Below are 23502 nucleotides of genomic sequence, written 5' to 3'. Positions count from 1 at the left end.
AAAATGCATAATGCCGGGCTTCAAGACCCTGAGACGGCGATGCCCGCCGCGGTTCGCCCCGTCAAGCCGCAAACCTGGCGGAGCCGGAAGCTGGCGGAAATCAAGGCCAGCAAGCATTCGTATATTTTGCTTGCACCATACATGATCCTGTTTACGTTGTTTACCGTGCTTCCGGTCGTCATTTCCATGATCCTCAGCTTCACGTACTTTAACATGCTGGAGTTTCCGCGGTTCGTCGGATGGGATAATTACACACGGCTGTTTCTCGAAGACGATATTTTTCTGATCGCACTTAAAAATACGCTTCTATTCGCTGCGATCACCGGGCCGATCAGCTATTTGGCATGCTTCCTGTTCGCTTGGGTCATCAATGAGCTCGGACCGAGGATGCGGGCCTTCATGACGCTGATCTTCTATGCGCCTTCCATCTCGGGGAACGTCTACTTCATCTGGCTTATGATTTTCTCGGGAGACCGCTACGGCATCATGAACGGGATGCTGATCAAGCTCGGGATCATCCTGGAGCCGATTCAATGGCTGAAGACGGAAGCCTTCATCATGCCGATCATCATTCTCGTGCAGCTGTGGCTAAGCCTGGGAACCGGATTCCTGGCCTTCATTGCCGGCCTGCAAACCGTTGACAAGACCTTGTACGAGGCCGGCGCGGTTGACGGGGTCCGCAACCGGTGGCAGGAGCTGTGGTATATTACGCTGCCGTCGATGCGGCCGCAGCTAATGTTCGGCGCGGTGATTCAGCTTACGACCTCTTTTGCCGTCGCCGACGTCTCCATTGCGCTTGCCGGATTCCCGAGCGTGAACTATGCGGCGGAGACGATCGTCACGCATCTGATCGATTTCGGCACGACCCGGTTCGAGATGGGGTTTGCTTCCGCGATTGCCACGGTGCTGTTCATCCTGATGGTCGGCACCAATCTGATCGTTCAAAAACTGCTGCGCAAGGTAGGTGAGTAGCACTCGTGAAAGCTGTATATGAACTGCCGAAGAAACGAAGCGGCCGCCTTCTAAGCCTATCGCTCAAGCGGCGCAGGAAGCGGGTAAACCGTTCTTTCATGGGCACCTTCTCCCTGTTTGCGCTCTTGGCGGTGTTCGGCGCCTTCATGGCGCTGCCGCTCGTGTACGCGATCAACAATGCGTTCAAGCCGCTGGACGAGATCTTCATGTTCCCGCCCACGCTGTTTGTCCGCAACCCGACATGGAACAACTTCTCCGATCTGATCAATCTGCTCGGACAATCGTGGGTGCCTTTCTCCCGATATATCTTCAATACCGTGTTCATCACCGGGATCGGCATCGTCGGGCATGTCATTCTGGCCTCGGCTGCGGCTTATCCGCTCGCGAAGCATCGATTCCCCGGGAAGACGTTTCTGTTTCAGGTCGTCGTACTGTCCCTCATGTTCACGCCGGTGGTGACGGCGACGCCGAACTACATGATTCTGTCGTGGCTTGGCATGATCGATACGTATTGGGCGGTCATTATTCCGGCATTCGCTTATTCGCTCGGCCTGTATCTAATGAAGCAGTTTATGGAGCAGATTCCCGATGCCCTGCTGGAAGCCGCGAAGATCGACGGGGCCAGCGAGTACCGGATATTCTGGTCGATCGTCATGCCGAACGTGAAGCCTGCCTGGCTGACGCTCATTATCCTGCTTTTTCAAATTTTGTGGGGGACCGACGGCAACGGCTTCATTTACAGCGAGCAGCTGAAGACGCTGCATTACGCGTCCAATCAGATTATTCTCGGCGGCATTTCCCGGGCCGGCGCAGGCGCCGCCGTGGCGGTCATCCTGATGAGCGTGCCGATCGTGCTCTTCCTGTTCTCGCAGAGCCGGATTATCGAGACGATGGCTACCTCCGGGATGAAGGATTAGGGGGGATAACATGTCAGCGAAACGATGGCTCATTTCGCTTGCGGCGGTCTCCCTGCTGACCGTCCTGATTCCGGGAACAGCCGCCGCCAGCGCTCCATACGAGAGCTATAACTACAATTATTGGGAGGAAGCAACGCCGGCTCCGGCACCGTATCTTCCGGTTCGCTCGGTTACGGGAACGGAGCTTGGGATCGGCGAATTCGCGGATCCCGGCGATATGCACGTGTCCGGCTCCGGCCATGTTTATGTGCTGGACAGCGGCAACGGGCGGATCGTCTGCCTGGACGACAGCTGGAAGGTGGTCCGCGTGATCGATTCCTTCATCCGGGAAGGGAAGGAGGAGACCTTCGCGAATCCATCCGGCATTTTTACGGACGATAAGGAACAGATTTATGTTGCGGATACGGATAACCAGCGGATCGTGGTGCTAAGCGCTGAAGGCAAGCTGATCCGGGTCATTGAGCAGCCGCAGTCCGACGTTCTGCCGCAAGGCTTTCAATTTATTCCGCTGAAGGTGACCGTGGACCAGGCGAACCGAGTGTTCGTTGTTGCCCGCGGGGTTTACGAAGGCATCATGCAATTCGAGGAGGATGGGACGTTCCTCGGCTATGTCGGCACGATCAAAGTGAAGCGCGATTACGGGGATTATTTCTGGAGGCTCATTTCGACCGATGCGCAGAAAGCGCAGATGCGGCTGTTTATACCGACGGAATTCTCCAATCTGGATATTGACCGTAAAGGATTCGTCTACGCCACGAACATCGACGTCGGATCGAAGGAGCCGATCAAGCGCCTGAATCCTTCAGGGGAAGATGTGCTTAAGCGGTTCGGTTATTTCCCGGTGGCCGGCGATATTTACTACCGGCGAGCCGTCGGCCCGTCGAAATTCGTGGATATCAAGGTGCTGGGCGACGGGATGTACAGCGCGCTGGATTCCACGCAGGGACGTATTTTCACATACGATGATACGGGCAATTTGCTCTATGTGTATGGCGGAATCGGCAACCAGTTAGGAGTATTCAAGACGCCCGCGGCAGTCGAAATGCTCGGGGAGCATCAGCTGGTGCTCGATCGAGGCAAGGGAAGCATCGTGGTGTTTGAGCCGACGGCATTCGGACAGAACGTCAATCAAGCGGTTCGCCATCATTACCGCGGGGACGATGTGGAAGCGCAGGCTTATTGGGAGCGGGTGCTCCAGCTTAACGCCAATTACGACATCGCGTACATCGGGATCGGGAAAGCGAAGCTTATGAAGGGGGAGAACAAGGAAGCCCTGCATTACTTCGAGATGGGGATGGACCGCAAAAATTACTCCGTCGCCTTCAAACGATACCGCCGTGAAGTAATGAAGGAGCATTTCGGCACCTTCTTGTCGGCAGCGACAGGCGCCGTGCTGCTGTATGCCGTATATCGGACGGTTCGACATCGAAACAAGAGGAGGGTGAAGGAGGCATGAGGCAGGAGTATTTTAAATTCCCTCTGCATTTGATCGTTCATCCCTTTGACGGATACTGGGATCTGAAGTATGAGAACCGCGGACGACTCGGCGTGGCGTTCTCCGTGCTGGCCCTTGTCGTCATCGCGAGCATCGTGCAGCGGCAGTATGCCGGGTTCCTCGTAAACTTCAACGATCCCCGGAGGCTCAACAGCTTCGATGAGCTGCTGTATATCGTGCTCCCGTTCTTTCTATGGTGCGTGTCAAATTGGTCGGTGACCACGCTGATGGGCGGGGAGGGAAAGTTCAAGGAAATCGTGCTCGCCAGCGCCTATGCGCTCATTCCGATGGTGCTGATTAACCCGCCGATGACGCTTGCAAGCCGGTTCATGGTTCAGGAGGAGACCGTGTTCTATTATCTCCTCACCATGGTCGCGACGATCTGGTTCATCGGGCTGCTCTTCGTCGGATCCATGACGATCCATCAATACTCGGCGGGCAAGACCGTTCTGACGATGTTCCTCAGCGTCATCGTGATGCTTATCATCGTGTTTCTTGGAACGCTTGTCTTCAGCATGATGCAGCAGATCTACACGTTCCTCGTGAACGTCTACCGCGAGATCATATTTAGACAGTAAAGGAGGCCTTAAGCCGTGAAATCAAGAAAATGGCTCTACACGGTGCTTGCATGTGTCGTCATCGCCGGCATTGCAACGGGCTTTCTGATCGGCGCGAACCGGGGCGCGCCGGCGGTGGACGTTGCTGCTTATGCTGCAGGAGCCTCGGAGCCGGCGCCGGGGAAGGAGCTTACCGTTCTGCCGGACCGGACCGAGGGCGTACCAGGCATGAGCCTGGTCGCAGAGACGGCCGGGCTTGGCCTGTACTACCATCCGGAGACGACCGAAATCGCGATTCGGGACAAACGAAGCGGCCGCATATGGTACAGCAACCCGGCGGACCGGGCGGAGGATCCGATCGCATCGCCGTTCGAGAAGGAGGCTCTGTCCTCGCAGCTGACGGTGACGTTCCGCGATTCGATCGGCACGCTCGAAACGTATCCGAACTACACATGGAGCGTAACGAACGGGAATTTCCAAGCCGAAAGCATTGAGAACGGCATCAGGGTTACATACACGCTGGGCGATGTGTCGCTGGGCATCGATGCCCTGCCGAAATATATTACGCCCGATCGGCTGCAGGAGAAAGTGCTCAGCAAGCTGGATGCCACGTTGGCTAAATACGTGCAGGCCCGCTACTACCCGATGAAGGATAACCCCGCCGTGCTGGAGCGCCTGGACGAACAGATCAAGAAAGAGCTGGTCCTGAAAAAAATGCTGGGGGCGTTCGAGCAGGCCGGATACACCGCAGATGATCTGGCCATCGACAATGCGTCCGGGGGTGGGGAGGCGGCAAGCGCAGATTCAAAGCCGCGGTTCACCATTCCGATCGAATATCGCCTCGACGAGGATTCCCTGATGGTGTCGGTGCCGCTTGGCCAGGTAACCGAAAGCGAGACCTACCGGCTGCGCAGCCTGGAGCTCCTCCGCTATTTCGGGGCGGCTGGTACGAAGGAGCAGGGGTATATGCTCGTTCCGGACGGCAGCGGCAGCCTGATTATGCTGAATAACGGCAAGGTGAAGGAAGAGCAATACGTGCAGCGGATATACGGCACCGATCCGAACCATAACAGCGAAAGCCGGGGACAGGTTGCCGATCCGGCCCGCATGCCCGTATTCGGAATGAAGAGCGGAGACGGCGCATGGCTTGCCATCATTGAGGAAGGGGATGCCGTCGCGAGCGTGTCGGCCGATATCAGCGGCAAGCAGAACTCGTACAATCATGTGTTCAGCAGCTTTGCCGTCCGGGGCGAGGATATGCTGGAGCTGTACACCGGAAGCACGGTTCAGGAAATCCAGCTGCTGAGCGACAAAATGTACGACGGCCATCTCTCCGTCAGGTACAGCTTCTTATCCGGCGGGGATGCGACTTACTCGGGAATGGCTCGCTTATACCAGCAGCGGCTGGTTAAGGAAAACAAACTGACGCCGCTGGCGGAAAGCGATTCGCTTCCGTTCTATCTCGACATGCTCGGCAGCGTGGATAAGCAGCGATCCTTCCTCGGCGTGCCGTATCATGCCGTCGTCTCCATGACGACATTTGACCAGGCAGGGGAAATTGCCGGTAAGCTTATGAAGGATGGGGTATCGAATTTGCGCATGCGCTATCTCGGCTGGTTCGGCAAAGGCGTTCATCATAAGCCGCCGGTCAACGCCAAGACGGACGGGGCCGTCGGCAGCGTCTCGGAGCTGAAGGAGCTGGCGGCGGAGCTGCAGGCCGCAGGCGGCGGATTGTACCCGGATGTTGCGTTCCAGCATGTTTACCGGGACGATGGTTCCTTTACGCCGGCATCGGATGCCGCCAGGTTCGTCACCAGGGAAACGGCGGAGCTGCATCCTTACGACCGCAACATGAACCGGATGGATTCGTATTACGGCACCTACTATCTTATGTCCCCGGCGAAGCTTCCGCATTACGTGAGCCGGTTTGCGGATTCCTACGGCCGTTACGGCATCGCTTCATTATCCTTGCGGGATCTGGGCGATGTTCTGAGCTCCGACTACCGGGTACAGCGGGTCGTATTCCGGGAGACGGCCAAGCTGATCGCCCAAGATCAGCTGGAGCGGCTGCGGGAGGCGAGCCCGGATCTGATGGTATCGGGCGGCAATGCATACAGCTGGCCGTACGCGAAGCATCTGATCGATGTTCCGGCGGCAAGCAGCAAATTTGGCCTTACCGATGCCGAGGTGCCCTTTTACCAGATGGTCATTCACGGCTACATCGATTATGCGGCGGGCGCGTTCAATATCGGCAACGAGCAGAATCCCCGCAAGCAGCTGCTCCAGTCGCTGGAGATGGGCTCGGCTCCTCGCTATCTGTGGTCCTACGAGAAGAGCTCGGAGCTGAAATACACGCGGTTCGACGAGATGTATGCAGCCGATTACCGGGATTGGTACGAGGAGGCCGTTGCCCTGTACAACGAGCTGAACGAGGTGCTCGCTCCGGTCCGAACCGAGCGGATGGTCGAGCACACGCAGCATGCGGATGGCGTGGTCGAAGTGAAGTATGAGAGCGGCATGTCGATTCTGATCAATTATACCGACAAGCCGGCCTCGGTTCGCAGCATTACGGTGGAGCCGCAATCCTATGCAGTAGGTGGTGACCGGGCATGAAATTAAGACTGTCCTTAACGCAAAAAAGATCCATGCTCGGCCTGCTGTTCATTGCACCATGGCTCATCGGCTTTGTCTTTCTGTTCGCCGGGCCGCTGCTTCAGTCCATTCTGTTCAGCTTCAGCAAGCTGGTCATTTCCCCGGGAGGGTATGAGCTGGAGGCTGTCGGCTGGCAGAACTTCAAGGATGCGCTGTTCGTGGACGCTAACTTCAACCGGATTTTGACGGAATCCATTCTGGGGACGGTCGTGGATGTGCCTTTAATCCTGTTCTTCAGCCTGTTCTCCGCAGTCCTGCTCAATCAGAAATTCAGGGGCCGGGCGCTGGCAAGGGCGATCTTCTTCCTGCCGGTCATTCTGGCCTCCGGAGCGATTTCTGCTGCCGAAACATCAGGGCTCATCAACCTGGTCGGAAACGCGTCCGTGGCGGAGGAGCTCGGCACGGCATCCGGACAGTTTAACGTGCTCTCCATGGTGCGGATCTTGACGGAAGCCGGATTCCCGATCACGATCACCGATTACATCGTCGAGGCCGTCATGCGGATCTATGACATCATCAGCAGCTCCGGCGTTCAGATTCTGATCTTTCTGGCGGCGCTGCAGGCCGTGCCGAGCTCGATGTACGAAGTGGCCAAGATCGAAGGCGCAACCGCTTATGAATCATTCTGGAAAATTACGTTCCCGATGGTGAGCCCGCTTATCCTGACCAACATGATCTACACCATCATCGACTCGTTTACGGACAGCACGGTAACCCGAACGATCTATGAGACGGCCTTCAAGACGCAAAATTTCGGACTCAGCGCGGCGATGGCCTGGCTGTACACGATCGTGGTGAGCCTGCTTCTGGTCATCATGGGCATCATCGTGTCCAGAAGAACCTTTTACCAAAACTAAGGCTGTCACATTTACGATCGGAACAAGGAACGGGAGGAAGGGAGGAGCAACGCATGGCAATTATTCGGGATCCGTCGAAAGAATCGGTTCAGGCACGCATGAACCAATCGGTTAAGGCGCGCGTGAACCAATCGGCTCAGGCACGCATGAACCGGATCAGGAACAAGACGCTGCCGATCCTATGGTCGGTATTCCGTTATCTGCTGATCATCGGCATCACCTTTATCATTATTTATCCGATCATCTCCAAATTCTCGGTTGCGTTCAAGGATAAGCAGGACATTTATAATCCGACGATTTACATGATTCCGGTACATTTCACGCTGGATAATTTCAAAATCGTGCTGGACCTGCTTGATTATTGGCCGCTGCTGCTCAATACGATGATCTATGTGTTTATTACGATGCTGCTTACGACAATGTCGACGGCGCTTGCGGGCTATGGATTTGCACGGTTCACCTTTCCGGGGAGCAATCTGTTGTTCGCGCTGGTCGTTCTGACGATCCTGATACCGATGAGCACGCTGATGGTGCCGATGTATTTGCACTTCCGAAGCTTTGACGTGCTCGGGCTGGTCCGGCTGTTCAGCGGCCAGGAAGGAATCAATCTGCTCAACAGCTACTGGCCGTCCATCATTACGTCGGCTACGGCGACCGGGCTGAAAGCCGGGCTGTTCGTATATATTTTCCGCCAGTTCTTCCGCGGCTTGCCGAAGGAGATTGAGGAGGCGGCGCTGATCGACGGAGCGGGCGGGCTCAAGACCTTTTTCGCGATTATGCTGCCGAATGCGATTCCGCCGCTCATTACAGTCACGCTGTTTTCGTTCGTATGGCAGTATAACGACACGTTCTATACCTCGCTCTTCATGAGCGAAGGGGCGCTCATGCCGCTGAAGATCGCCTCGCTGCCCGCTGATGCGAATCAGTTCCTGCCGTCCATCATGGGGCTCGGCTCGTCGGCCAAGGCGGATCCGAACTATGTGGCCTTGGTGGTGGACACCGGCATTTTGCTGGCGATTTTGCCGCTCATCGCCCTGTATCTGTTCGTGCAGCGCCATTTCGTGGAAAGCGTAGAGCGTACGGGGGTTGTAGGCTAAGCGTGAAAAGATGGAGCATATCAGAGTCGTAGGCTAAGCGCGGCAAGATGGAGCGTCCGGAGTAGTAGGCTGCCCATGAAAAGCATGGGGTATGGGCTTTGTGGACTAAGCGTGATGTTGTGCAAAGAGTGGCATGAAATTAAGGGTGTGCGCGGAAAGCGGATAATTGAGGGCCGGTAGCTACTGCCAAGAATTGTCCCATAACGACAGGTCAGGAGAGAAGACAATGGCGAAAGCTAATACTTCCCGATTCGAGGTTGCGCCCGAGTTGATTAATCCAAGGGCCTCCGAGGGCGCGAAGCGATTGATGCGTTATTTGTGCAGCATTTACGGAAAGCGGATGCTGACCGGACAGCAGATCGGCGTCGTATCGACGCCTGAATTCGAGATGATTCACAGGGTAACGGGAAAGTACCCTGCGGTTGGCGGCTTCGACTTCATGAATTACTCGCCGTCCAGGGTGGAACGCGGTGCTGAATGCCGCGACACCGATCTTGCAATCGATTGGTGGAACCGCGGCGGGATCGTCACCTTCTGCTGGCATTGGAATGCCCCGAAGGATCTGATTGATCTGCCGCCGGACCGCACATGGGGGAGCGGGTTTTATACGAAAGCCACAACCTTCGACGTTCAGCGGGCGATGTCGGATCAGGACTCGGAGGAATACCGCCTGCTTATCCGCGATATCGATGCAATCTCCGATCAGCTGAAACGGCTGCAGGACGAAGGGGTGCCGGTGCTGTGGAGGCCGCTGCATGAGGCGTCGGGCGGATGGTTCTGGTGGGGAGCGAAAGGGCCGGAGCCCTGCATCGCTTTATGGAAGCTGATGTACGAGCGGATGACCCATGTTCACGGGCTGAACAACCTGATCTGGGTATGGAACGGCCAGCATAAGGACTGGTATCCCGGGGATGCGTACGTCGATATCATCGGCGAAGATATTTATCCGCCCGCTCAGGATTACGGCTCCCAAGCGGAGCGATTCCGCATGGCGGAGTCGTATACAGCTGCGAGGAAGATTATCGCGTTGACCGAGAACGGGGTCGTCCCCGATCCAGACCGGATGCTTGCGGATGACTGCCCTTGGGCATGGAACTGCACCTGGTACGGAAGTTTTGTTTTCACCGGGGAAGGAGACGAGCGTGTCTATTCCGAAGAATATACGGATGCGGAGCAGCTCGTGAAGACCTATGCGCATCCCTTTACGGTTACGCTGGATGAGCTTCCGAATTTGAAGGACTAGGGAAAGATTGGGCGGAGGCGATTTTGGCGCTGCCCATCGAATGCTAAAAAAGGATTTTGAATCTATGTGTGTTATGGTGCAGCAATGTCTTTTCGGAGTGGAGAAAACGATGCTGGATCGAAGCCATGCCGCATGCTAAACGATGAGTTCCATACAAAATATAAAAATAGGGCAAGGTGACTACCATGAATAAAAACATTCTGACATTAACGAAGTGGAATTTTAAGGCTAGCGACGAGACGGAGTGGCTTCCAGCCCAAGTGCCGGGCTGCGTTCACACAGATCTGCTGAGAAACGGCAAGATCCCGGATCCGTTCTACGGAACGAATGAGCATGATCTGCAGTGGATTGACAAGAAGGATTGGGAGTACGAAACGGTGGTTGAAATCGATCCGCAGCTACAGTCTCAAGCCAAGGTTGAGCTGGTATTCGAGGGCTTGGATACATATGCGGATGTGTACTTCAACGGGGTGAAGGTGCTGGAAGCGGATAATATGTTCCGCTCATGGCGCGTCGACGTAAAATCACTCGTCAAGGCGGACGGCAACGCCATCCGCATCCGGTTCCGCTCGCCGATCCAGGAGGATTTGCCGAAGCTGGAGAAGCTGGGATACCCGCTGCCGGCGAGCAATGATCAGTCCGAGCTTGGGGGACTGGGCGACCGGAAGGTCAGCATCTTTGCGCGGAAGGCGCCGTACCATTACGGCTGGGATTGGGGTCCGCGGTTCGTCACGAGCGGAATCTGGCGGGAGGCCCGCATCGAAGCCTGGTCGGAGGTGCGTCTGGATGATGTGTTCATCCGCCAGGATGAAATTACGGCCGTATCGGCACAATTGACGGCTGTGGCATCCATTGAGGCCGAGCAGGCGTGGCAGGGCAAGCTGCGCGTGTCGGCAGCCGGACAGGTATGGGAGAAGGAGGTCCAATTGGCGGAGGGCAGCAACACCGTCGAGCTGGAATTGGCCATTGCCGAGCCAAAGCTGTGGTGGTGCCGGGGATTGGGCGAAGCGCATCTGTATGATTTTCAAGTGGAGCTCGTCCGGGATCAGCACACTGCAGCGTCGTACCGGGTGAGAACCGGACTGCGCAGCGTCCGGCTCGTACGGGACAAGGACGAGAGAGGCACATCGTTCTATATTGAGCTGAACGGCACGCCGGTTTTCGCCAAGGGTGCAAACCATATCCCGAACGACAGCTTCATTACGGAAGTGACCGCTGAGCGTTATCGTCACGAGATTGCGTCCGCTGCGGAGTCCAATATGAATATGCTGCGCATTTGGGGCGGGGGCATTTATGAAGAAAAGGTATTCTATGACCTGTGCGATGAGTACGGCTTGATGGTATGGCAGGATTTCATGTTTGCTTGCAGCATGTATCCCGGGGATGAGGCGTTTTTGGAAAACGTACGGCTGGAAGCGGAGGAGAATATCGTCCGGCTGCGGAATCATCCGAGCATCGTGCTCTGGTGCGGCAATAATGAGATTGACTCTGCTTGGGCCCACTATGACGAGAACGCTGGATGGGGATGGAAGAAGGATTATACGCATGAGCAGCGCGAGCGGATTTGGGCCGACTATGAGGCCATTTTCCACCGGATTTTGCCGGAAGCGGTCGCAAGCTATGCGCCCGGCGCGGAATATTGGCCGTCATCGCCACTCGTATCGCTGAGCGGTGACAAGGATCAGCATGCCAATCCATCCACCACAAGCGGTGACATTCACTACTGGGGCGTTTGGCATAACACTGAACCGTTCGATAATTACAACGTGTATGTAGGACGCTTTATGAGCGAGTACGGCTTCCAGTCGTTCCCGGAGCCGAAGACGGTCCGCACTTATGCGGAGGAAGGCGACATGGAGCTGGAATCGAAGGTCATGCTGGCGCACCAGAAGAATGGGGCGGGCAACAGGCTCATCAAGAGCTACATGGAGCAGTATTATCATGAGCCGAAGGATTTTGAAGCATTCCTGCATATGAGCCAGATTCAACAGGGCGAAGCAATGAAAATGGCAATCGAGGCCCATCGCCGCAACAAACCGTACTGCATGGGTACCCTGTATTGGCAGATGAACGACTGCTGGCCGGTCGCTTCCTGGGCAGGCATGGACTACCTCGGAAGATGGAAGGCGCTGCAGTACGTGGCTAAGCGCAGCTTCCGGGACGTCAGCCTGTCGGTTGATTCCAGGGAACAGGAGGTCCGCGTTCATCTCGTCTCCGACGTGAACGAACCGGTTCGCGGAACGCTGCGCGTCCAGCTGTTCGATTTTGACGGTAAGGAGCTGTACGCTTCCGAACATCCGGTCGATGCGGAGGCGCAGGCATCCTTTGTGGCGTTCCGGGCGGCAGAAGACGGGCTTCTGCAAGGCCATGACCCGTCCCGGGTAGTGCTGCTGGCGCAGCTGCTTCAGGAGGATGACGTGCTCGACAGCAAAACCCATTACTTCGTGAACGACAAGGCGCTCCGCCTTCAACGCCCGAACATTCGCGTAAGCGAGGTTGATGGCAGCGGGGGTACCGCGTTCGTGCTGGAGAGTGACGTGCTGGCCCGTCATGTGTGGCTGTCCCAGGAGGAGGAAGGCTTCTACAGCGACAACTTCTTCGACCTGATTCCGGGCATTCCGGTGACGGTATCCTTTAACCGCAGAAATGCTGCCGGCGAAACGCCGTTCGTCACGGGCCGCCCGGGGCAGGTCGAGGTCCGATCAATGGCGGACTGCATCGATCCGGCGGCGGTCGTGTCGGTATAGTCAGCTACCTTCTTACCGCTACCAGAATTAAATTCATTCGCACGGATTATACGGATGATTCATTAGCAGCCTCGTTCGTAGTGCATATTAGTTGACAGCGATCAACAGTTAGGGTGAGGGATAACCGCTTCTCCAGCCATATAGGCGAGAGGAGCGGTTTTGTTTTTATACAGAACTTCTTTTGGTAATTACCGTGACGGAGAGATTGGTGGGTGTAAGTTTATTTATTGAATTTCTGAGTGAGCTCTGCTTCAGTCAGGTTCACTTCCTGAAAATCCGCTTTGATAGTATCGTCATTGGTAATTGCGACAACCCTATTGTTTTTCAATTGAAAAATATATGGTTCAATCATACCGTAATAACTTGAAGGACCTGACGGTGAAGGAGCTAATGCAAAGATATACTCACCATTCTTTGTTAAAGTAGCCTGTAAGGGAGTGGATTCTCCTTTGTAGTTTCCTCCAGGAACAGCGACATGAATTTTGCTATTCGGTGTGACATCCCCCTTTAAAACTTTGGTTACCTCAACAGCATAATCCGTTCCTGGAACACTGACGTTCTGGTCTTCTTTCGTCGGATCGACCGAATCCCGTCTAAGGTTTCGGGTTGTTCCCTTATCATCGATAATCTTCCCAATAACTACAACCGGGGAGGTTTCAATTGCTAGATCGATGTTATTTGCCGTGGCTCTTCTTACTTCTCCATTCGACGATCCGCTAACCTGTGCATAAACAAAGTAAACCAGAGTAGCAGCTACAAAAGCCGCCAAAATCGTTAGAGCGTAACTCTTTATTCTATTAACCAATTATATTCCCTCCCTTCCATTGATTAAGGATACATGGCATTAGCACCGTTAATGTCATCTTGTAGTGGTTTAGTATCGGTATAAAGTCCTGTTGCCCACATCACTGTTGGGGAAACCGTAGAGTGCCCTAGACCGATAAAGTGTCCGATTTCATGCAGTGCGGTATTAATCTGCAAATTCGTTTTGTTTAGCGGTCCGGAGTAATTATAGAACCACAAGTTGTTTAGACCTGCATCGCCGCTGCTAGCTTCTGAGGTAAAAGGTTTACAGTATAGATGGGCTCTACCCATATTCGATCCTTCTTCGTTATATATGCCGAAAATATTTGCAGTAAGTAAAGAATAATCATGTGACAGACCAACTTTGGTTGGTGTATCATTCCACCCAACGACAGCAGTGGCAAAAATGTTTCTGTAATCACTTGGCGTGTCCCCGATAAATTTATATTTAATGCTTCCGGGAGAACTCCATTTGCCGCACATGTTGTCTTTGTTGTTGTAAGCAAAAGCATAAGAACCTAACGTAAAAGATAGAACGATTAGGAAAACTAAGGCGTGCATTACTTTTGATTTAGTATTCACCGGATTTCCTCCCATCTGTTTAATTTTTGCGGATTCTAGGGCTGATGCTTTTGTTATCCTCCTTTCTTAACCCAGCGTATCACTGAAGAATCCGCTTAATGAAAACAGCAGAACCAAATGTTTCTGGGTTATGCTATTTCCCTGTATAATACAAAACGCTTTCTTTGGAAAAGGTTACGGTAATATTTCTCTAAAAAATGGGAAAAAACCAATGGACCTGAGCCAGGAGATGCTCATAGAAGCATTGGGATCAGGTAAATGCATGTGTTCTGAACATCAAAATGACAAAGACCCCGAAAAGGGGTCTTTGTCAGATTGTCGAGAAACCCTGTCCTTTTAAAGGATCAGGGTTTCTCTGTATTTCCAAAGTAACTAAGTTAAGAAAAATATGAGGGGGCTACCCCCGTTTTTCCAGGCGATCCAGGTGGATCGCCATCTTCTTCATGTTCTGCACGGCTGCCGTCATCAAGGCCTGTTCCCTGACGTTCTGCAAACCGCGCAAACGGCAATAGCGAAACCCATGGAGCTCTTTGGCATCCGCGAAGCTTCGCTCAATCGTTTCTTTTCGTTTTCGGTAGAGATATTTCCCGGATCGACTCAACCGGTTGCCTCGCACCCACTCTTTGCTGTCCTCCCAGACATGACGGGTTACCACCTTTCGGTGGTTGCGAGACCGTGTGCATTCGTTTAATAACGGGCAGTTCTTGCAATGCTGTGGATCCGAAGCGTACTGCCGGTATCCCTCGCGGTTGGTCGTCGTGTACGGTAATTCGTGCTTCGCTGGACAGACATAAACATTACGCTGTGCGTCATAAGTGAACTTCCATTTTGGGAATAAACCTTGGGTTGAGTGAAATCTTCGGTGAGCAATAACGGCAAAAATATTTCGGCTTTGCAGCCCTTTGCAAATGGGTGAAGTCAAATACCCGGAGTCCAGAGCAACGGCTTCGACTTTAAAACCAAATCGTTGTTGTTGACGATCCAAACGGGATAAATACGGTACAGAATCATGGACATTTCCAGCGGTGACATGTACATCCGTAATCATATTGTATTTCAGGTCCACAGTACGGTGATCTAAGTAGAAAAATCCTTCCGGTTTCCCATCACGGATCATATAACCGCTGTCGGGATCTGTCGTGCTCACTTTGACTTCCTTTTCCTCGATCACGTCCTCTCTAGGCTTTAGCGCTTTTTTCCATGTGCATTCCGGTCAGCCTCCACGGCAGCATTAAGTTCACTCACATAGTCACGGGTGTTTTGTAAAACCTGCTCCTTTGTGTATTTATGCTTGTTCGCACTCGCTTTGACGTGGGTTGAATCGGTAACTAAGACACGTCCGCCCACCATACGGTGCTGGATAGCTTGAAGCACAATCTCATCGAAGATCTCCTGAAAAATCTCGGTGTCTTTAAAGCGAGTGCGACGATTCCAGCTAATCGTAGAATGGTCAGGCACTTTGTCGGTTAGACCTAACCCCAAAAACCAGCGGTAAGCAAGATTGGTTTGAATCTCACGTTCGAGTTGGCGTTCGGAACGGATGCCATAAAAATAACCGAGGAAAATCATTTTAAATAACACGACAGGGTCGATAGCTGGCCGCCCATTATCAGCACAGTAAAGCGGACGAACCTTTTCGTCGATGAAAGAGAAATCGATATACTTGTCCACTTTACGGAGCAGATGATCTTGAGGAACCAATTCTTCAATCGAAACAAATTCGTAAGCCTGCTGTTTTTCTCGATTCGAACGCAACATATGTAACACCCTTCCGAACGGTTTATTTAATACCATTATACAACATTAACGCGGTGTCGTGTTGAATTAAATTCACAAGAAAATAGCTGTCGAGACTTTCTCGACAGCCTGACAAAGACCCCGAAAAGGGGTCTTTGTCTTAGAGCTCGAATATGATATATGACTGTCCGCCTTCTAGAACAAAAAAAGGAGATGGCGTTCATATGAATAAATTCATGATGAAGCTTGCGGAGTGGATAAGTAATCCTAAACATGGGTTCACCGCTGCTTATGAAGGGGAACATTTCGTTTTTGGAGCGCGCCGCCCTGGATTTCCTTTTGCTCGTGTTTCCTCCGTGCTATTGCAAAGGTGGATTGCATTTATGCGGACACAAGGCATAATACGCGTCATTTGTTTATTACCCCCACGTCAATTAGCCGCTTATGAGGATCTGCTTCGAAGTTACCACCAGGAGTTTGGTAAAGATAACGTGCTTTGGGTTCCCGTTGAAGATTTCCAGCTGGTAGAAGAGGACCAACTTATTTATCGTATTTTACCATTTTTGGCGGAGTCAGAGCAGCTGCAACTGAAAACGGTCGTTCACTGCTCAGGTGGAGTAGGCCGGACAGGTCATGTTCTTGCTGCCTGGCTCGTAAGCTGTCGAGGAATGTCCAATGAGGAGGCGATTACGGCAGTAAAAAGACAAGGCAGAAATGCACGTGAATCAAGAGACAAAAGATTGGATGAGCTGCTTGATCGATGCAGGGATTCCTTTTCTTAACGAGGGTAAACGAAACTAAAAAACATCACCATACAATCGTTGAAAAGATGTAAGGCGACAACCATACATTTATTGAGGGGAAAGGATGATTGTATTCCTCAAAAATAATTGTTAATATAAGAACATAATGATGAGAGGACTGATGGATGGACAATGGTTAACTAATCTATATTTTTATTTGAGTTGAATAACTTCCAAATACAAAATATAGGGTTAGTCTATCCATTTCTATAAATCAGTGTACATGTCATGAATTTAATGGCAAACTACAAACTTATTTATGAAAATTAACGGCTAATCCTTCCATATCCATTTGGGAGGATTTTTTATTCTCTCATAGGGTGAGCTGTGATGTTTTTAAAATCTAAATATAAAGGGGAGAGAGAAATGAGTAGTTCGGACACGATCGTTACGCATGTAATACTCCGTATAAGTCGTTAATATCCATCAAACTTATGCGGAGTATGAAAATAGATGGATTTACCGACTTTGTATACAGAAAGAAGTGCGATATACAAAGGAGGAATTTTTCATGTCAATGATAAAAGTTCAAGACTTAACGTTTTCTTATCCAGGCAGCTTTGACCATATTTTCGAAGGGGTAAACTTTCAAATCGATACCAATTGGAAGCTTGGCTTTATTGGAAGAAATGGGCGGGGCAAAACAACGTTCTTTCAGCTGTTATTAGGGAAGTATGAGTATAGCGGGAACATCCTTTCTTCGGTCGAATTTAATTATTTTCCTTATCCCGTTTCGGATCCTAACAAGTTAACTTATGAAGTTCTTGAAGAAATTTGTCCCCAAGCAGAGGATTGGGAGTTTCTTCGTGAAATATCCTATTTGAAAGTGGATGCCGAGGTCATGTACCGACCGTTCAAAACCTTATCCAATGGAGAACAAACCAAGGTATTGCTGGCGGGACTATTTTTGAATGAAGGCCAATTTTTATTGATTGATGAGCCAACGAATCATTTAGACACCGATGGACGAAAGGTTGTCTCTGATTATTTAAGGAAGAAAAAAGGGTTTATTCTAATCTCGCACGATCGAAGCTTCTTAGACGGATGCGTTGACCACATCTTGTCGATCAATCGAGCGAATATCGAGGTTCAAAGCTGCAACTATTCTTCATGGAAGTTAAATTTTGATAGGCAGCAGGAACACGAAGAGGTAATCAATCAGCGTCTGCAAAAGGACATCGGGCGGTTAAAGGAGTCTTCGAAGCGTTCAGCAAATTGGTCTAACCAAGTGGAAGCCTCCAAAAACGGGACAACGAATTCGGGTTCTAAACTCGACAAGGGTTTTGTAGGCCATAAAGCGGCGAAGATGATGAAGAGGGCAAAGAGCATTGAGTCAAGGCAGCAAAAGGCGATTGAGGAAAAGTCCAAGCTGCTAAAAAATGTGGAGAAAACCGAGCCGTTAAAATTAGAACCATTGGAATTTCAGTCAAAAGAATTGATCGTTTTGGCTGACTTGTCAGTGATGTACGATGATCAAATCGTCAATAAACCCGTTAGCTTCACGGTTGAACAAGGTGATCGCATCATACTTGATGGAAAGAATGGAAGCGGCAAAAGCAGTATCCTCAAACTAATATTGGGGAATGAGATACAGCATACAGGCTCAATCAAACGGGGGTCTGGACTTATCATTTCCTATGTCGAACAGGATACTTCTCATCTAAAGGGGCAGTTATCGGACTTTATAGAAGAACATGAGATTGATGAATCCTTGTTTAAGTCCATCTTGCGCAAGATGGACTTTGACCGAATCCAATTTGAGAAGGATATCTCCCATTATTCCGGCGGGCAGAAGAAAAAGCTTCTTATAGCCAAAAGTTTGTGTGAACGGGCTCATGTCTACATTTGGGATGAACCGTTAAATTTTATTGATCTGTATTCGCGCATGCAGCTTGAAGAACTAATTCAACAATTTAATCCCACCATGATTATGGTGGAGCATGATCAGGCATTTCAACAATCAGTTGCAACCAAAATGATATCTGTGTAGTTGAATACGAAGAATGGAAGGACATTACATGTTTAGCGACAAATATGTAATGTCCTTTTTCGTTTTTCAATGTTCCAGGCGGGGGAATCATCCCGTCCGCAACTTTTTCCATCGGCCCCCTAAACAGTATCACTTTTTGACATGATTAAAAGTTATTATAAAGTCAACAAAAGCGATAAGACAATTCAAGCGAAGCTAAAGAAAAGGAAGGGATTAAAAATGGCAAACTACAGTATTGAGGAAAAGGACAGCTTTATCGTAGTAGGGATCGGAACCGAGCTTCAAAGCGATTATACGGATTATGCCGGTATCAACAAGGAAAAGGCAGATTTCTGGGAGGAAGTACAGCAGGACGGAAGGCTGGATGCATTAAAGGTGGCAGCCGCGAATGAATACTTGTTTGCCGTGAACGAAGCGGTGAATAACAAGATGATGTATTATGCTGGCGTCATGACCGATGCAGCTCTACCCGAAACAACCCGGGTCATTCAATTTCCTAAAGGGGAATATCTCGTTGTAAAAGGGGAAGGGAAGACGGCAGATGAGTTGAATCATATGCTAACTGGCATTGCTTTCGGGCAAGTCTTGCCGGAGGCAAAGGATATCGCCTATGTTGGCGGACCGAACGCCACGGTTGAGATGGGGGAGCGAAACGGATTGGTATTTGGTGAAATGTGGATTCCTGTTGTTAGGAAGTAATGCTTCCGGATGCGAGTTTTGCTCGAAGTCGGTTCAAGAAGTACCTCACACAAAACTAAGCTTACGCTTCCGATGCGAGTTTTGCTCGAAGTCGATTCAAGAAGTACCTCACACAAAACTTTTAGGAGAGATGAACATGTCCCATATCGTTGATTTCAAAAATGTATCCACCGCCGGTTTAGAATCTTCACCCGTAGCCGAAGCACTCGCTGGTTTACGAGCCAATGAAGCCCGTTATTTTATGAACAAATATAAGCATGAATTTACGGTTGTACCCGCCAGCGAGAGCCAAGAGGCCCTGGATTACGTGAACCGCATTTTGAAAAAGGAACGTGATATAGAGATTGCGGCCAAACCATTGGAAACATCGCGGTTCCAAGTGGAAAATATCCAATTTACCTATGTTTTTTATGAGGATGGGCTTGCGCTCAATGTCATGTATACGGTTGATGATCCTAAGAAGCGTGCCGTTGGTTTTAAGCTTTCTGAGGGGATGGAGGTACCCGAGGAGCTGGAAGGGAAGTTTAAATTTGCAAGGCAAAAATCAAAATTAGCTGGTACGATTCGTGGCTCGTTTTTTGTAATCAAGAGAGAATATAGCTATGAGGAGGAATCGAAATGAGTAAGCTGATCAGTGCGGAAACAACAATGAAAGGTAATACCCAACCCCGTGGAAGGAAGGTTGCTTATTGGTCGGTCACCATCCTACTCGCAGCAGCTATTACGTTAAGTGGTATCGGCCAGCTGATGCAATTAGGAGGAAATGTCGAATTAGTGACGAAGCTGGGGTACCCATTATACGTAATGACCATTCTCGGGATTTGGAAAGTGCTTGGAGCGATTGCGCTCGTCGTGCCAGGTTTACCGCGACTTAAAGAATGGGCTCATGCCGGTATCTTCTTTTTAATGACGGGTGCGGCATTATCGCATGCATTTGCCAACGACTATGGGGATTACGGGTTTAATTTTATCCTCCCCCTTGCCTATGCTGCATTAAATATCTGCTCGTGGGCGCTGCAGCCATCGAAGAGCCGCTTATCTTAAAGGATGGTAAATATCACGGACGGCTTCCCCTTCGTATCACCAATAGATTTTTAAATCCAAGAAAATCTATTGGTGAAGGGGGGGATATCAGAACAAAACTACGACAATAAGATATGACAGCAGAGCCGCATAACTGCGGCTTTTATGGTTTTAAGCAGCCAAGTTTTTGATCGAACTCATTAGCCAGCGGGCAGGTATATTCATTTAATCCGGTAACGGACATCTCCTAGTCGCAGACTAACTTTCTGTCATGGGTTGGACCTGTTCGCTAAGGACGTCATAGGTTAGGTCATCAATGTTCGAGTGGCCACTTTCAAGTTGTCTTCAGTAATAGCCTAAGTGCTAATGGATTGGAGTAATCTTTTAAGAAGGTATAAACGTTTTGCTTTCCTGTGCAAAAACAGAGCGATATCAAATTTGAATCGGTCTGTTTTTATACCATTACCCGGGAAATTGAGGGAGAAGATCACGATTTCCGAGTCGGACTGCCAGTTCATGTCGAAAAAGTGATGGGTTAGGGGAAGGGCAAAAGACTTCTAGTGCTGCATTTTTGTCTGCAACCAACGTTTGTGAAGCTCCATGCTTCAGGGTCAATATGATTCTACGAAGAAGTAACTGATTATACTCAGCAGGTACAATGCAATAATGATGCAGATAACGATCAGGGTTGATTTTTTCATAGGGGATTCTCCTTGGCAGGTATTAATAAAAAGAGACTGGCCGAGCTGATGCCTCCACAATATTGCCTACTCTCGCACTTTTATCGAGAGCTAGGGAAGGAATCAGTGCAGTATTTACAGAGCATTTCAGCAAACTCCAATGGAACAGCCCTCATGGAAATGAGCTACCATGGAGCCGGCTATCTTCTGACAGAGTCGTCTCGCTATATGCGAGGCTAACCTGTATTTACACATGGAGAAGGTCCCACAAACATCCTTGCTGAAAAAAGTGCCTACTAATTATTGAGATGACTAACTTCTCAACGATTTTATTCCTCTTCCCCTATAGGAAGGGGGAGAGTAGCCTTTGCGTTCTTACGATCCATTGCTGGAAGTGGGGAAAGGGATTAGCACCTTCTGCGGGCAGAGCAACGCAGCAGTGCTCTCTCGGGATCCCTGAATAGCCTCGGCGCAGCAGGCGGAAAGTTGCAGGAGAAGCTTCAGCGGAGCAGGCGGAATGTTCCAGGAGAAGCGCAGCGTGCCCCTTTGTCTCCGGATTTCTACGATGGCTATAACTAGTTCAAGGAAATCTGGGGACAAGAGGGATCGGAGGGAACATCCGCATGCGGAGCGATGCAATACTTTGAGAAACATCCGCATTAGTAACGGTGCAGTCGTGCAGAGCGATGCCTGCAAGGTAAAAGCATGCGAAGCAATGCTAACAACAATCCCCCTCCTAACCCCCAGCACAAAAAAGACGACACCAGCAACAGCTAGTGTCGTCCTTCCCACTTTAAAATTACTTGCTCGCCTTATAAGCAGCCAAGTATTCCTTCACCTTCGCCGGATCCGCTACGAGCTCGTTGCCGGTTTTGACGATCGGGCTCACGGTGGAGTAGGCTTTGATTTTGTTATTGTTGTAGTACGCAAGAATTTCATCCTGGTTGATCGAGTAGAGCACCGCTCTTCTCAGATCTTCGCTGCTTGCCACATCGCGATTCTTCGTATTGAAGAGCAGGTAAGATACCGCGTTGCTCTCAATGGTTTGCAGCTTCAGCTTGCTGTCGCCCTTCACAACGTCGTACTTCGTTTCAGGCACGCCGTAGTAGAGGTGAATCTCGCCGCTGCGCAGCGCGGAGAGCGTGCTGTCGGCGTCCTTGATGAAGCGCACTTTCACTTGCTCGATTTTCGGCTCATGCTCCGTACCCTTCATGTAACCAGGGTTTTTGTAGAAGATGGCCTCGTAATCGTTCTTGTAGGACAAGATGTAAGGACCGCTTGCAAACAGCGTATTGTTGTATTTGTCGCCTTCCGTTACCGTGTTTTGGTCACCGTAAGGGATGTCTTTGTTCACATCGAATTTCTCGACGTCATAGGTGTTGATGGATTCAACTTGTTTCTTTGACACGATCCCTGCGGATTGGTGAGCCAGGTAGTTCAGAACTTGCGGGAACGGCTCAGTGGTCGTCAATTTGATGACCTGATATTTGCCGTCCTTGGTGCTGGCCTGGTTTTTGTCGCTGACCAGGGAAGTGATTTTGGTGTCGAGGCCTTTCTCCAGCGCTTCTTTCACGCTTTCGCCGCCACCGGACACTTTCGTGTTCTCCAGTACGCTCAGATCCGTGACCGCTTCAACGGTATTGATGTGCTCGTGAAGGGTGTAGGTACGGTGATCCGGCACGGAGTTTTTGTCCTTCGCACGGTTCATCGAGAAGATGACATCGTCTGCGCCAACGCGCTCGCCGGAGTCAACGGCTTTTTTATCCGTGATTTTGGCGAAGTTGATATCGTCGCGAAGAATGAAATAGTACTCCGAGTTGCCTTCCGCAATGGCATGGTTATAAGACAGAGAGCCTTCGGACGTGATTTTGTCGTCATCGGTCAGGTTGATCAGACGGACGTTCATGTTGGTGTTGATGATATTGATGGAACCGTCGTTTCCTTTGATCGGGTCAAGGGAAGTCAATTCGGAAATCGATTGGGACAAAATAAGCGGCTGCGTTGCGCGCTTCGACTGGTCTTTGAAATCAACGGCTTCCCATGGCAGGGAGCGGGATTTCGACAGACGGACGGAGTTCTCGTCAAGAACGTCCTTGTTGAACGCCTGGCTCTTCAGAGAGATGTAAAGCGGCGCGATATAGGCTTTTTCCGTCACGAGGCGATCCTCGAGTTTTTTATAAGTGGCAACAGCCTCTTCCGGCGTTTGGGTAGCGGCTTCGTCAATCAGCTTGTCCACTTCTTCATCGGACATAATGCTGTAGTCGCCGCCGGTTTTGAACAAGGAACGAACGGCATAGTCCGGGTTACCGGTAACCGTCGTCCAGCTGGACAGCGCGATATCGTAGTTGCCGGCATCCTGCTGGGCTTTGAAGCTGCCGTAATCAGGCTGAAGATTCAGCTTCACGTTGAAGCCGTTTTTGGTCAGCTGGTCACGGATGATATTGACATCGGATTCGTTAGAGCTCATACCGAGCAGCTCAATCGTCACCGCCGAAGCGTCCGTGGACGAATCCGCTGGTTCTTGTTGGTTTTGCTGCTGTGCGTCCTCTTTGGTTTTTACGTTGCATCCTGCCAGTACGATGACGAGCGAGAGGAACAGCAACAGCAAGGAACTCTTTTTCATGGTGATTCCCTCCTGAGTGATATA

General features: G+C 50.9%; 18 protein-coding genes. 14 read left to right on the top strand and 4 right to left on the bottom strand.

Annotated elements, in window-relative coordinates:
• Nucleotides 1–3 precede the first annotated feature (3 nt).
• From NST44_RS29980 to NST44_RS29940, 9 genes are all read left to right on the top strand, one after another.
• On the top strand, nucleotides 4–972 hold the full coding sequence (locus tag NST44_RS29980; RefSeq protein WP_007131553.1) for a carbohydrate ABC transporter permease: 969 nt from the start codon (nucleotides 4–6) through the stop codon (nucleotides 970–972).
• Nucleotides 973–977: 5 nt separating this feature from the next.
• On the top strand, nucleotides 978–1889 hold the full coding sequence (locus tag NST44_RS29975) for a carbohydrate ABC transporter permease (protein WP_007131554.1): 912 nt from the start codon (nucleotides 978–980) through the stop codon (nucleotides 1887–1889).
• Nucleotides 1890–1899: 10 nt separating this feature from the next.
• Nucleotides 1900–3345: a hypothetical protein gene (locus NST44_RS29970; protein WP_007131555.1), complete on the top strand. Its 1446-nt coding sequence runs from the start codon at nucleotides 1900–1902 to the stop codon at nucleotides 3343–3345.
• Entirely contained in the window at nucleotides 3342–3962 is a 621-nt protein-coding gene (locus NST44_RS29965; protein WP_007131556.1) for a Yip1 family protein, read from the top strand. The genes NST44_RS29970 and NST44_RS29965 overlap by 4 nt, the downstream gene beginning before the upstream one ends.
• 15 nt (nucleotides 3963–3977) lie before the next feature.
• Entirely contained in the window at nucleotides 3978–6554 is a 2577-nt protein-coding gene (locus NST44_RS29960; RefSeq protein ID WP_007131557.1) for a DUF5696 domain-containing protein, read from the top strand.
• Entirely contained in the window at nucleotides 6551–7450 is a 900-nt protein-coding gene (locus NST44_RS29955; RefSeq protein ID WP_007131558.1) for a carbohydrate ABC transporter permease, read from the top strand. The genes NST44_RS29960 and NST44_RS29955 overlap by 4 nt, the downstream gene beginning before the upstream one ends.
• Nucleotides 7451–7548: 98 nt before the next feature.
• Complete coding sequence (locus NST44_RS29950; protein WP_040739841.1) at nucleotides 7549–8547, top strand: carbohydrate ABC transporter permease; 999 nt, start codon at nucleotides 7549–7551, stop codon at nucleotides 8545–8547.
• 226 nt (nucleotides 8548–8773) lie between these two features.
• Complete coding sequence (locus NST44_RS29945; RefSeq protein WP_007131560.1) at nucleotides 8774–9790, top strand: glycosyl hydrolase; 1017 nt, start codon at nucleotides 8774–8776, stop codon at nucleotides 9788–9790.
• 185 nt (nucleotides 9791–9975) lie between these two features.
• Complete coding sequence (locus NST44_RS29940; protein ID WP_007131561.1) at nucleotides 9976–12537, top strand: beta-mannosidase; 2562 nt, start codon at nucleotides 9976–9978, stop codon at nucleotides 12535–12537.
• A gap of 220 nt (nucleotides 12538–12757) precedes the next feature.
• Here NST44_RS29940 and NST44_RS29935 read toward each other — a convergent pair whose 3' ends face one another.
• The 3 genes from NST44_RS29935 to NST44_RS29925 all read right to left on the bottom strand — a co-directional run bounded on the left by NST44_RS29935 (nucleotide 12758) and on the right by NST44_RS29925 (nucleotide 15681).
• Nucleotides 12758–13342, bottom strand: a complete 585-nt coding sequence (locus NST44_RS29935; protein ID WP_007131562.1) for a hypothetical protein — start codon at nucleotides 13340–13342, stop codon at nucleotides 12758–12760.
• Nucleotides 13343–13365: 23 nt separating this feature from the next.
• Complete coding sequence (locus tag NST44_RS29930) at nucleotides 13366–13923, bottom strand: matrixin family metalloprotease (protein WP_007131563.1); 558 nt, start codon at nucleotides 13921–13923, stop codon at nucleotides 13366–13368.
• 397 nt (nucleotides 13924–14320) lie between these two features.
• Nucleotides 14321–15681 (bottom strand): IS1182 family transposase gene (locus tag NST44_RS29925; RefSeq protein ID WP_213617301.1). Its coding sequence is split into 2 segments (ribosomal slippage): nucleotides 14321–15114 and nucleotides 15114–15681, totalling 1362 coding nucleotides; the frame shifts between segments, so codons are not numbered across the junction.
• Between the two features lie 203 nt (nucleotides 15682–15884).
• On the opposite strand from NST44_RS29925, the gene NST44_RS29920 reads away from it, so the two are divergent.
• From NST44_RS29920 to NST44_RS29900, 5 genes are all read left to right on the top strand, one after another.
• Nucleotides 15885–16442 carry a protein-tyrosine phosphatase family protein gene (locus NST44_RS29920; RefSeq protein ID WP_007131564.1) on the top strand — a complete coding sequence of 186 codons (558 nt, stop codon included), beginning with the start codon at nucleotides 15885–15887 and terminating at the stop codon, nucleotides 16440–16442.
• Nucleotides 16443–16974: 532 nt separating this feature from the next.
• A complete protein-coding gene (locus NST44_RS29915; protein WP_340901358.1) occupies nucleotides 16975–18453 on the top strand; it encodes an Lsa family ABC-F type ribosomal protection protein in 1479 nt (492 codons plus the stop codon).
• A 219-nt stretch (nucleotides 18454–18672) separates the two neighbouring features.
• On the top strand, nucleotides 18673–19152 hold the full coding sequence (locus NST44_RS29910) for a GyrI-like domain-containing protein (protein WP_340901357.1): 480 nt from the start codon (nucleotides 18673–18675) through the stop codon (nucleotides 19150–19152).
• A 136-nt stretch (nucleotides 19153–19288) separates the two neighbouring features.
• Nucleotides 19289–19774: a hypothetical protein gene (locus tag NST44_RS29905; RefSeq protein ID WP_007131567.1), complete on the top strand. Its 486-nt coding sequence runs from the start codon at nucleotides 19289–19291 to the stop codon at nucleotides 19772–19774.
• The gene (locus NST44_RS29900) at nucleotides 19771–20196 is read left to right on the top strand and encodes a DoxX family protein (RefSeq protein ID WP_007131568.1); all 426 of its coding nucleotides are present in this window, start codon (nucleotides 19771–19773) and stop codon (nucleotides 20194–20196) included. Before NST44_RS29905 ends, NST44_RS29900 begins: the two co-directional genes overlap by 4 nt.
• A gap of 1458 nt (nucleotides 20197–21654) precedes the next feature.
• On the opposite strand, the gene NST44_RS29895 is transcribed toward NST44_RS29900, so the two are convergent.
• Nucleotides 21655–23478 carry an ABC transporter substrate-binding protein gene (locus tag NST44_RS29895; protein ID WP_028407038.1) on the bottom strand — a complete coding sequence of 608 codons (1824 nt, stop codon included), beginning with the start codon at nucleotides 23476–23478 and terminating at the stop codon, nucleotides 21655–21657.
• Between the last annotated feature and the right edge of the window lie 24 nt (nucleotides 23479–23502).

It is taken from the genome of Paenibacillus sp. FSL W8-0919 (assembly GCF_038003785.1).
Taxonomy (GTDB): Bacteria; Bacillota; Bacilli; order Paenibacillales; family Paenibacillaceae; genus Paenibacillus_AQ; species Paenibacillus_AQ lactis.
Note: the sequence above shows the minus strand (reverse complement) of the source record. Positions and strands in the feature narration are given on the sequence as shown.

Excerpts from the sequence above, each read along its gene's own strand:
- NST44_RS29980 (WP_007131553.1), top strand. The coding sequence starts at position 4 with ATGCATAATGCCGGGCTTCAAGACCCTGAGACGGCGATGCCCGCCGCG.
- NST44_RS29970 (WP_007131555.1), top strand. The coding sequence starts at position 1,900 with ATGTCAGCGAAACGATGGCTCATTTCGCTTGCGGCGGTCTCCCTGCTG.
- NST44_RS29965 (WP_007131556.1), top strand. The coding sequence starts at position 3,342 with ATGAGGCAGGAGTATTTTAAATTCCCTCTGCATTTGATCGTTCATCCC.
- NST44_RS29955 (WP_007131558.1), top strand. The coding sequence starts at position 6,551 with ATGAAATTAAGACTGTCCTTAACGCAAAAAAGATCCATGCTCGGCCTG.
- NST44_RS29950 (WP_040739841.1), top strand. The coding sequence starts at position 7,549 with ATGAACCAATCGGTTAAGGCGCGCGTGAACCAATCGGCTCAGGCACGC.
- NST44_RS29945 (WP_007131560.1), top strand. The coding sequence starts at position 8,774 with ATGGCGAAAGCTAATACTTCCCGATTCGAGGTTGCGCCCGAGTTGATT.
- NST44_RS29940 (WP_007131561.1), top strand. The coding sequence starts at position 9,976 with ATGAATAAAAACATTCTGACATTAACGAAGTGGAATTTTAAGGCTAGC.
- NST44_RS29920 (WP_007131564.1), top strand. The coding sequence starts at position 15,885 with ATGAATAAATTCATGATGAAGCTTGCGGAGTGGATAAGTAATCCTAAA.
- NST44_RS29915 (WP_340901358.1), top strand. The coding sequence starts at position 16,975 with ATGTCAATGATAAAAGTTCAAGACTTAACGTTTTCTTATCCAGGCAGC.
- NST44_RS29910 (WP_340901357.1), top strand. The coding sequence starts at position 18,673 with ATGGCAAACTACAGTATTGAGGAAAAGGACAGCTTTATCGTAGTAGGG.
- NST44_RS29905 (WP_007131567.1), top strand. The coding sequence starts at position 19,289 with ATGTCCCATATCGTTGATTTCAAAAATGTATCCACCGCCGGTTTAGAA.
- NST44_RS29900 (WP_007131568.1), top strand. The coding sequence starts at position 19,771 with ATGAGTAAGCTGATCAGTGCGGAAACAACAATGAAAGGTAATACCCAA.
- NST44_RS29895 (WP_028407038.1), bottom strand. The coding sequence starts at position 23,478 with ATGAAAAAGAGTTCCTTGCTGTTGCTGTTCCTCTCGCTCGTCATCGTA.